Raw genomic sequence first — 8,038 nt, forward strand, 5'->3', positions numbered from 1 at the left:
CCAGCGCCCCGACCCCGTCCTCCCGCCAGGCCTGGTGCCACTGGTAGGCCGATTTCGCGGTCACCCGCAGCCTGCGGGCAACCTCCCTCGGCGGGGCGCCTTCGTCGAACAACGCGGCGGCCTCCAGCCGTACCGCCTCTCGGCACTGACGTGCCTTCGCCGTCAGCCCGCCCCCATCCGCATAGCGCATACCAACGGCATAGCGCGCAAATGACTGCCAGTCGGCTACACAAACAGGCCAATCACCTTGAAGCGCCGAGGGCAGTAAGGAATCCACCAATGTCCTGTACCAGGCAACCTGGACCGTGTGCCACCGGAGGTGGACCGGTGGTCGTTCGTGACAGTGAAGATGGACCACCGCAGGTCAGTCGTCCTGTCGTAGGAGTGAAAGTCGCCGATGGGCCTCGTCGCGAACCCCTGAATCTGCGTCCGACGTCAGCGCCTGGAGTTGCCGGATGAGCTCGGCCACGCCGTTGCCGGTCATCCAGCGCGGGTCACCGTCGAGCTCCGCGCTGAGCTGGTCAGCGGTTCCCTGGTCGGTCGCGTTGGCTCGGGCGGCGAGCACGGCGCGTAGACCGGGTAGGTCCCCACGTGCCAACAGGGCCACGGCTGTCTCCGAGGCCACTGCGGTGTCTTGAACGTTGAGCAAAAGGCGGTGGAGGACATCGGCGACGGCCTCGATCTGAGGTACTGCCGCCAGCCGACGCCCTGCAGCGGCCCTGACGCTCCATGAGGGAGAGTCCGCGGCAACGAGCGAATCAATCGGCTCTCGATCTTGGAAGCCTTTCATGCCACCAGCGTGCCAGGAGACCTCTCGACTGCGGTGGTCCATCCTCACTGTCACAAACCGCCGTCGGTCCACCTTTGGTGGCACATGGTCCAGGTTCCCCGGCACAGAACAACCAACGTTGGCGTCCGTTCGCGGCACCAACGTTGGTGAAGGCCGTTACGTGATCGTTGCGGCCAAGGGGGCTGTTCACCAAGGGATCCGCCAAGGTTCGCGGAGTTCCCTTCGGCGACCGCGCGCAGCACCGGCTCCGCGCCCAGCCGGAGGGAACCCCCGCGATGACGACGAGCAACGGCGCCAAGCCGAAGAGCAGGGCGAGGACCGGGGCGGAGCCGGACAAGGCCCGGCACGAGGGCGGCGGCCCGGCACCGGGCGACGGGCCGGGGAGCAGCGGCCGAGGACCGGCCAAAACGGGCCGGGTGGGATCCGTTCGTCCGGTGGGCTCCGGCGCCGGGGCGGCCTGGTAGCGTGATCCCACCAGATTTGAACGTGTTCAACAATGGAGGGTCGTGGAAACCTTGAGCGTGCACCGGTCCGTGCCGCGTGCGGGGCGGGTCCTGGCGGTGGCGGCGGCGCTGTGTGCCGCACCGGCCGTGGTCTGGGTGATTCTCGTCGGCGGGTCGTTGATCGACGGTCCGCTGGTGCTCGGTTCACTGGCCGCCGCCGCACCGCTTTTCGCGCGGGATGCCGTCAATTTCCGGACGGCCTGTCTGGTATTCGGCTGGGGACTGCTCGCCGTCTCGGCCCTCGGCACCCCGTTCGGACTGTTCGTCCTGGCGCCGGCGGGCGTCGTCCTCCTCACTGCGGCGAGCCGCGCGCGCCCCGAACCCCGGCGCCTGCCGCTCTTGCTCGGCGCCCTGGTCGCCACGGCCACCCTCGGCTTCGCCGGCTGGGCGGCCGGCACGATCTGGATCGCCCCCTACTTCCAGGAGCCGGACGCGTTCGTCGCCACCGTCCAGAAGGACAGCCCCCTCCTGGGGACCGGTCCTCGTCCGGAACTCCTCTACGACGGCTCGGGCCTCGGCCACGGCGCCACCCATGTCTCCGTGCTGGAGGCCGACGCCGTACGACTCGTCGTCGTCTTCGACCCCCGCACCCCCGACGCCGGTCTCGCCGTCCTGCGCCGCCTGCTCGCCGACCTGCCGGGCGTCGCCGACGTCCGACTCTGCGACCCACCCGCCGGGAACTGCCGCTGACCACCGACCCCGACGACAGCCACGCGGACCGCACCCGCGCCCGGCACATGCGCGAACTCGGCTGTCCCGATGTCCCGTCTCAAATGATCTGGTCTGCGAGTAGGGCTGGGACCTGCGGCGACCAGATCAATTGAGACGCCGAGGTGCCGAAAATCTCAAGTGATCTGGTCCCGGAAGCTGGGATGCACGGTGCCGTCTCAGTTGATCTGGTCCGTCCCTGCTGTTTCGAAGTGATACCAGCTTTGGGTGTTCAGCCAGGACTGGTAGTCCCTGAAGATCCTTGCGAGGCTGTCGGGTTGCTCTCGCTGGTCCAAGAACTCGCCCAGGAGCTGGAAGAGCGTCGCGACGGCTTCGATGTCGGCGTGGGGCGTGAGCGGATGGACCCACCCTGCTGGAGCGAGGTGGCGAACAAGGGCAGGCCAGGTGAGGTCTTGCCCCCTGCCGAGCCGGACGACCAGCCACTCGTGAAAGCCGGCGAGCATGCTCCAGGAGGTCCCGGCGTCGCAGCCCAGGACGAAGGCGGTGGTGGTTGCGAAGGAGCCGTCGATGCCGTGCATCGCGGGCTGTTGGCGAATGGCGGCCAGCAGGCCGCGGTGGTTCCTGATGATGTTGGCTTGCAGGGCCTGATGGGTGGCGCCGAGGAAATCTCCCGTGGTGCGCCGTGGTGTGCCGACAACGCCGTTGGGATTCGTGAGCGGATGTCCGACGAGGAAGCGGCGCACGGTGGCATAGGAGACGTCGGCGTCATGCTCGTCCAGCAGTCTTTCCCAGATCAGACGGGTGGGAGGGAGTTGGCCGCCGTTCGTTGCCGCGCATTCATCGAGGATGGCGTCGAGGGCGAGCCGGATGCGGTCAAGGACCGGATTCTCCTTGACCGTGCGTGGCTTTCGGGGCGGCGGTGTCGGCGAGGCAAGGGCTTGCCGGACGGTGCGGCTGTGCACGTGGTGCCGCTTCGACAACGCTTTGACGGACAGGCGTTCCTTCTGAGCATCTCGTCGGATCGCGGCGAAGAGAGCGGGCTTGTCAGCACTAAGGGTGACATACCTTTTGGGCTTCTCTGGTTCACTGGGCTCAGCTGATTTCCTGGGGGCCAGGTCTGGCAGTGCCCGTTCGAGCGCGTCTTGCTGACGTCCAGTCACTGCAGCGAGCCGGTCACCTTGGGGGCGACCTCCGTAGCCGTAGTCGGGTGGCCCGGCGAGGTATCCACGCAGGTAGCTGGGTTTGAGGTGGTTCGCGCGAGCCAGTCGGCGGACGTAGGAGTCAGTGCTTTCCCCGCTTCGAGGGCGGGGGCGGGCAGGCAGTGGGCGAGGCCGGTCGCCGTCGTCAGCACTGGTGGTCATGAAGCCGATTTGGTCTTGCGGGTCTGGGCGGCGCGGTCGAGCTTGACGCGTTCCAGCGACTTCCGGGTGATCTTCTCGGTTTCGTCCAGGATGGCGTCGATGGCGGCCCCGCGGATGAGGTGGGACAGGCTGCCGATCATGCCCCCGGTGCGCTGGTGGAGGTAGCCGGCCAGTCCTTCAAGGGTCTTCGGCTTGTGTTGGTGCAGCCGTAGGGCCTCTTCGAAGGTGCTGACCAGTCCGGTCCATTCCGCGGTGCGGGGGAAGGGGACGGTGTCGATGACTGCGAAGCGCCCGGCGATCTGCCGCCCGCGGGTGCCGTTGAACAGCCCGTTCGCCTCCAGGTCCACTCCCGCGTAGACGAAAGTGGCCGGGATCCGTTCCGAGAAGTACTTCAGCGTGTCCGATACCTCGGCGCCGTTCCTGGTTGCCAGCGAGAGATTGTGGAGTTCGTCGACACACACGACGCTCACCCTCGCGTCGATCAGGACACCGCAGACGGTCTCGATGACATCGGTGATGTTGGCGCGGGTCGTGACGGGCAGGCCCAGGAAGCGGGCGAACTCGACAGCGAGCATGCGCGAGGTCGCGGCGGGCGGGACGGTGACGTAGACGACCGGGATCCGGTCGACGCCCGGGTGCTGGCGCCGGTCGATGACCTCGATGGTCTTGCCGAACTGGGTGAGTGCGGTGGTCTTTCCGGTCCCGACCGCGCCGGACAGGATCAGGCCCCGGCGGGCGCTGATCGCGTGCCGGTTGAGCAGGGTCAACCGCCTGCCCGCATGGACGACGGTGCGCAAGGTGGAGGTCGCGGCCACGGTCAGGCGGGTGTGGTAGTCGAGGCGGTCGTCGTCGTAGTCCAGCCGCTCGTCCGGGCCCAGGTCCGCGAGCGCAGGTGCGGGCAGCAGGTCGGGCGGAACCGGGTCCTGGGTGGTGAACTCCCGCCAGCCCTCCAGCGTGGTGAGGTAGCGGTGCAGGTCCTCGCGTTCCAGGGCACTTCGCCATCCGTGCTGGCGGCCCGGGTCCGAGTCCTGGCCGGGGGTGGGTCCGGTCATGGTCACCATCGCTTGTCCGCCTCCTTGAAGGGGTCGAAGACGCCGAGCGGAATGACCTTCGCGATCGGCTCGTCATCTGTGCCGTCCACCGCCTCATCAGCGTGGAGATGCGGCTCGTCCTCGACGACTGCAGGCGGCTCTGGCCTGGGCGGACGCGGTCCGGGGCTCTCGGCGGCGGCTCGGGTCCTGGCGGCGACGCGCCGGTCGCGCTTGGACGGCCGCGAGGCCGGTCCATCGCTCTGGTCGGCCGGTCCCTGGTTGGCTCTGACCAGGAGCTTGGCGACAGCCTGGGCGGTCTGCTCTTCGGTGGGTGTCGGGTTGCCCTTGCCTCGCAGGTCGGCTGCCGCATGGTCCCAGGCCAGGTCGCCGAAGGGCTGCGGGACGCTGCCGAGGTGCTTCCAGGGAACCGGGATCCAGCCAGTCTCCCAGTGGTGGCGCATCCAGATCCAGGCGGCGTCGTAGGGGTCGCGGTGGATCTCCCACAGGTTCCGCTTGCGTGTGACGCCGGAGGGCTGGCGCCGGAACGGGGCCAGGTCGGGGCAGTCGTAGATGCGGTTGTTGATTTTGATGCCGTAGGAGTTGACGGCCCGCCAGGTCGCGGGCAGCAGTTCGACGTAGTCGTCGCCGCCAAGGGCGAGGGGGACGTAGCCGGCGCTCTCGACCAGGGCGGCGTACTTTTGGTTCGGGGTGAAGGTCCGGCCCGGGACGCCCGGGTCGCGGAGCCCGTCATGGGGCCTCGATTGCCACTTGGCGACCAGCCATTCATCGAGGAATTCCTGGATCTCCAGCATCGACCACAACGGCTCGTCGTCCACGTCTCGGCCGCGGTGCTCGGCGGTGCGGCCGAGGTAGCCGGGGAGGAACTGGCAGAACAGTGTGGCCACTGATTCGAGTGTGCGTTCGATGTGGGGTTTCTCCGCCGGGGAGCGTGGGTGGCAGGGCTGGAAGTTGATCTCCAGGGTGCGGCAGGCGGCGCGGAAGTTGTCCGAGATGAACGCCTTGCCCCGGTCACAGACGATGGTCTCCGGGATGATCACGGGCCGGGCCGCGGCGTGCTCCAGGCGCTCGTCCAGGGTCAGCAGTCGGCGGTGCGGCAGCACCGAGCGGGACATCGACAGGGACTGGACCCAGCCGGGCCGCATCGGCTCCGGGGCCAGCGCGCGGGCCAGCAGCAGCGAGGCGTCCACCGACTTGGTGGTGGGCCGCACCACCGCCGCGGCGACGGTGCGCGTCGCCAGGTCGATGAGGGCGCAGAGTTCCACCCGGCCGGGGACCCCGTGGTCCAGCCACACCAGCACGTCCAGCGGGGTGGAGTCGATCTGCATCAGCTCGCCGGGGGCGGCGACCGACTCGTAGCGGAACGGCCCCTCGGGCTGGTCGGCCAACGAGCGGCGGGTGCGGGCCGAGCCGGTGACGTGGACCCCGTGCGACAGCTTGTCGAAGAGCCGGTAGAACGTCGGGCGCGACGGCATCTCCACCACGCCTTGGCCGTGCTCGGCCTCCAGGATCCGCTCGGTCCGCCAGCGCGCGTGCTCGATCGTGCGGGTGGAAGCCGGGATGCTCTCGCCGATCGCCTGACGGATCGCGGCCACCACCCGCCGGTCGGCCCGGCCGACCAGCGAGGCGTGCGGGGCGAGTCGGTGGTCCACCACCGCCGCGATCCCTCCGGCCTCGTACTGCTGGCGCTTGCGCTTCACCGTCCGCGCCGTGACCTCCTCGCCCAGCGCGACCAGTTCATCCGCCTTCGCCCGCTCGCGTTGCGCCAGCGAACGGCCAACCGGGTCGTACTCGGGCTTGACCCGGACCCCCGCCGGGGCGTCGGGCGGCAGACCGGTGAGGAGTTCGACCAGATGCCGCTGCCACCACAGGGCGCGGGCGGCCACTGGCCCGGGCAGGCGATCCAGCAGCGCGGCCGAGCCCAGCGCCGTGCGGTCGCCGGCCCCCAGGACTGCGAAGTCCTCGGCCGACTGCAGGTGGACCTGGTCGACGAGCATCCCGGTGCCGTGCGTGTCGGCCAGCCGGACCCGCATCCCGGTCAGGCCGACCACGGTATAGGTGCGCTCCTGGAACCTGACCCGGTCACCGAGCCGCAGCCGTCCCGGCCGCGCGGACATCATGGCCGGTCCCGGGACGCCAAGCGCACCAGCGTGTCGATGCCCAGCGGGGCCGTCACAAGATCCGCCGTCAGTTCATGCTGCCAGAGCAGGTGATAGAGCACCGGCAGCACGGCCAGCCGGTCGCCGACCTGCTCGGCCCCGGCGAGCAGGGGCAGGGGGTCGGCGAAGACTTCCCGCAGCCGGCCTGCCACCGGCGCGCGATAGCAGCGACCGTGGCGGTAGCGGGACAGCCAGCGCAGGTTCACCCGGTAGGGCTGGTCCAGGTCGCCGACCTGCCGGAACTGCCAGCCCACCGCCTCGCAGACCCGCGCGGTGAACGCGAAGACCTCGGCGGTGGCCTCGTCCACCAGGCCCTCGGGTCGGACGTCGACAACGACGCCGGTGCCGTCCGCCAGCCGTGCGAAGTAGTCCGGGGTGTGCCCGCGCCCGCGTTCCCCGTCCGACCAGAGGAGCCGGAAGGGCTGGGACGCCAGGGCGACCACGGCCGGGTCGAAGTCCAGTGCCATCGCCGCGTCCCGCTCGACCCACGACTCGTAGCCCACCAGGGATCCCGATATCGCCGCCCAGTACTCACCGGTGAAGTTCTTCTGTCCCTTGAACGAGTTGAACGACCGTGCCGGCGAGGCGAACTCGAAGGGCTCGGCCCAGCAGCGCGTCAGCGGACCGGAGCGCTCGACACCATCGGCGTCGACGAACCCGACCTCAATATCCCCGACCTCAAGGTCTGCGATGCAGTTGCAGGCGGAGACCGCCTCCGCGGAACCATCCACTCAGCCCTCCGCACTGTCGTGACCCCTCTCAATGCGAGCGTGGGACACGTTGTCCGGGCCCGTGGGCAGAGCCCGGCGACGCCACCCGAAAGAGTGACAACCCGTCTCAAACAATATGGTCGACGCAGGCCAGAGGGCTCGTAGCCTCTCGATGCGCCCGCATCCCGAAATATCGACTCCTGGCTGCAGGTGCGAGTCGGGTGGCTATGAAGCTGATCGTGTTCCCTCATGGCCGCGCGGACTTCGGGACGCTGGAGCTGCCAGTTCCCAGGCTTCGAAGATCGCGGTAGCCATCCAGTGCCCGCTGACGAAGGCGACGTGTTCCACAGAAAGCCCGGTCCCGCCGTGCGACTTGCGGCGCGGGTCGGCACCTCGGGCCACCAGATATGCGGTCAGGCTCACACTGAGCGGATCGCCGGTCTGGCCGTGTGTGTCTATCTCCGAGTCCACCGCATGGTGCAGCAGTGTCATCCCACCGAACTCCTGGTGGATATCGGCTCCGGCGTCCAGCAGCGCACGCAGGGCCTCGACATCGCCTGTCTCCACCGCCGCGTGCGCCGCGCTCATCGTCTCCTCGACCACTACGGGCCCTCCTTCTTCCGCGGAGCGGTAGCCCCCGTTTCCAACACATCCAACCCTGGGCTGAAGCGACAACATCACCCGAGACCGATCGCGAATCCCGCTAGGCAGTGTCGTCAAAGGTCAGGCCCACATGAGGAGTGAGGCGAGGGTGGCGGCGGCTTGGTAGGACACGGCGGTCTTGTCGAACCTGGTGG

7 protein-coding genes are annotated in these 8,038 nt (G+C 68.9%); 1 reads left to right on the forward strand and 6 read right to left on the reverse strand.

The features are described from left to right. A partial coding sequence (locus AB0O82_RS38140) for a helix-turn-helix domain-containing protein (RefSeq protein ID WP_363589570.1) occupies positions 1–190 on the reverse strand: 190 nt, incomplete at its 3' end. Positions 191–1,296: 1,106 nt separating this feature from the next. Here AB0O82_RS38140 and AB0O82_RS38145 point away from each other — a divergent pair. Continuing rightward, positions 1,297–1,983, forward strand: a complete 687-nt coding sequence (locus tag AB0O82_RS38145) for a hypothetical protein (protein WP_363589572.1) — start codon at positions 1,297–1,299, stop codon at positions 1,981–1,983. A 197-nt stretch (positions 1,984–2,180) separates the two neighbouring features. On the opposite strand, the gene AB0O82_RS38150 is transcribed toward AB0O82_RS38145, so the two are convergent. The 5 genes from AB0O82_RS38150 to AB0O82_RS38170 form a co-directional block, all read right to left on the reverse strand. Next, positions 2,181–2,924 (reverse strand): hypothetical protein, encoded by a 744-nt coding sequence (locus AB0O82_RS38150; protein WP_363589574.1) that lies wholly within the window; start codon positions 2,922–2,924, stop codon positions 2,181–2,183. Positions 2,925–3,319: 395 nt separating this feature from the next. Further along, entirely contained in the window at positions 3,320–4,375 is a 1,056-nt protein-coding gene (locus AB0O82_RS38155) for an ATP-binding protein (RefSeq protein ID WP_363589582.1), read from the reverse strand. Positions 4,376–4,377: 2 nt separating this feature from the next. After that, positions 4,378–6,489: a Mu transposase C-terminal domain-containing protein gene (locus tag AB0O82_RS38160; RefSeq protein WP_363589576.1), complete on the reverse strand. Its 2,112-nt coding sequence runs from the start codon at positions 6,487–6,489 to the stop codon at positions 4,378–4,380. Beyond that, entirely contained in the window at positions 6,489–7,262 is a 774-nt protein-coding gene (locus AB0O82_RS38165; RefSeq protein WP_363589578.1) for a TnsA-like heteromeric transposase endonuclease subunit, read from the reverse strand. The genes AB0O82_RS38160 and AB0O82_RS38165 overlap by 1 nt, the downstream gene beginning before the upstream one ends. Before the next feature lie 204 nt (positions 7,263–7,466). Next, positions 7,467–7,844, reverse strand: a complete 378-nt coding sequence (locus AB0O82_RS38170) for an ankyrin repeat domain-containing protein (protein ID WP_363589580.1) — start codon at positions 7,842–7,844, stop codon at positions 7,467–7,469. Between the last annotated feature and the right edge of the window lie 194 nt (positions 7,845–8,038).

It is taken from the genome of Kitasatospora sp. NPDC088264, from assembly GCF_040685715.1.
Classification (GTDB): Bacteria; Actinomycetota; Actinomycetes; order Streptomycetales; family Streptomycetaceae; genus Kitasatospora.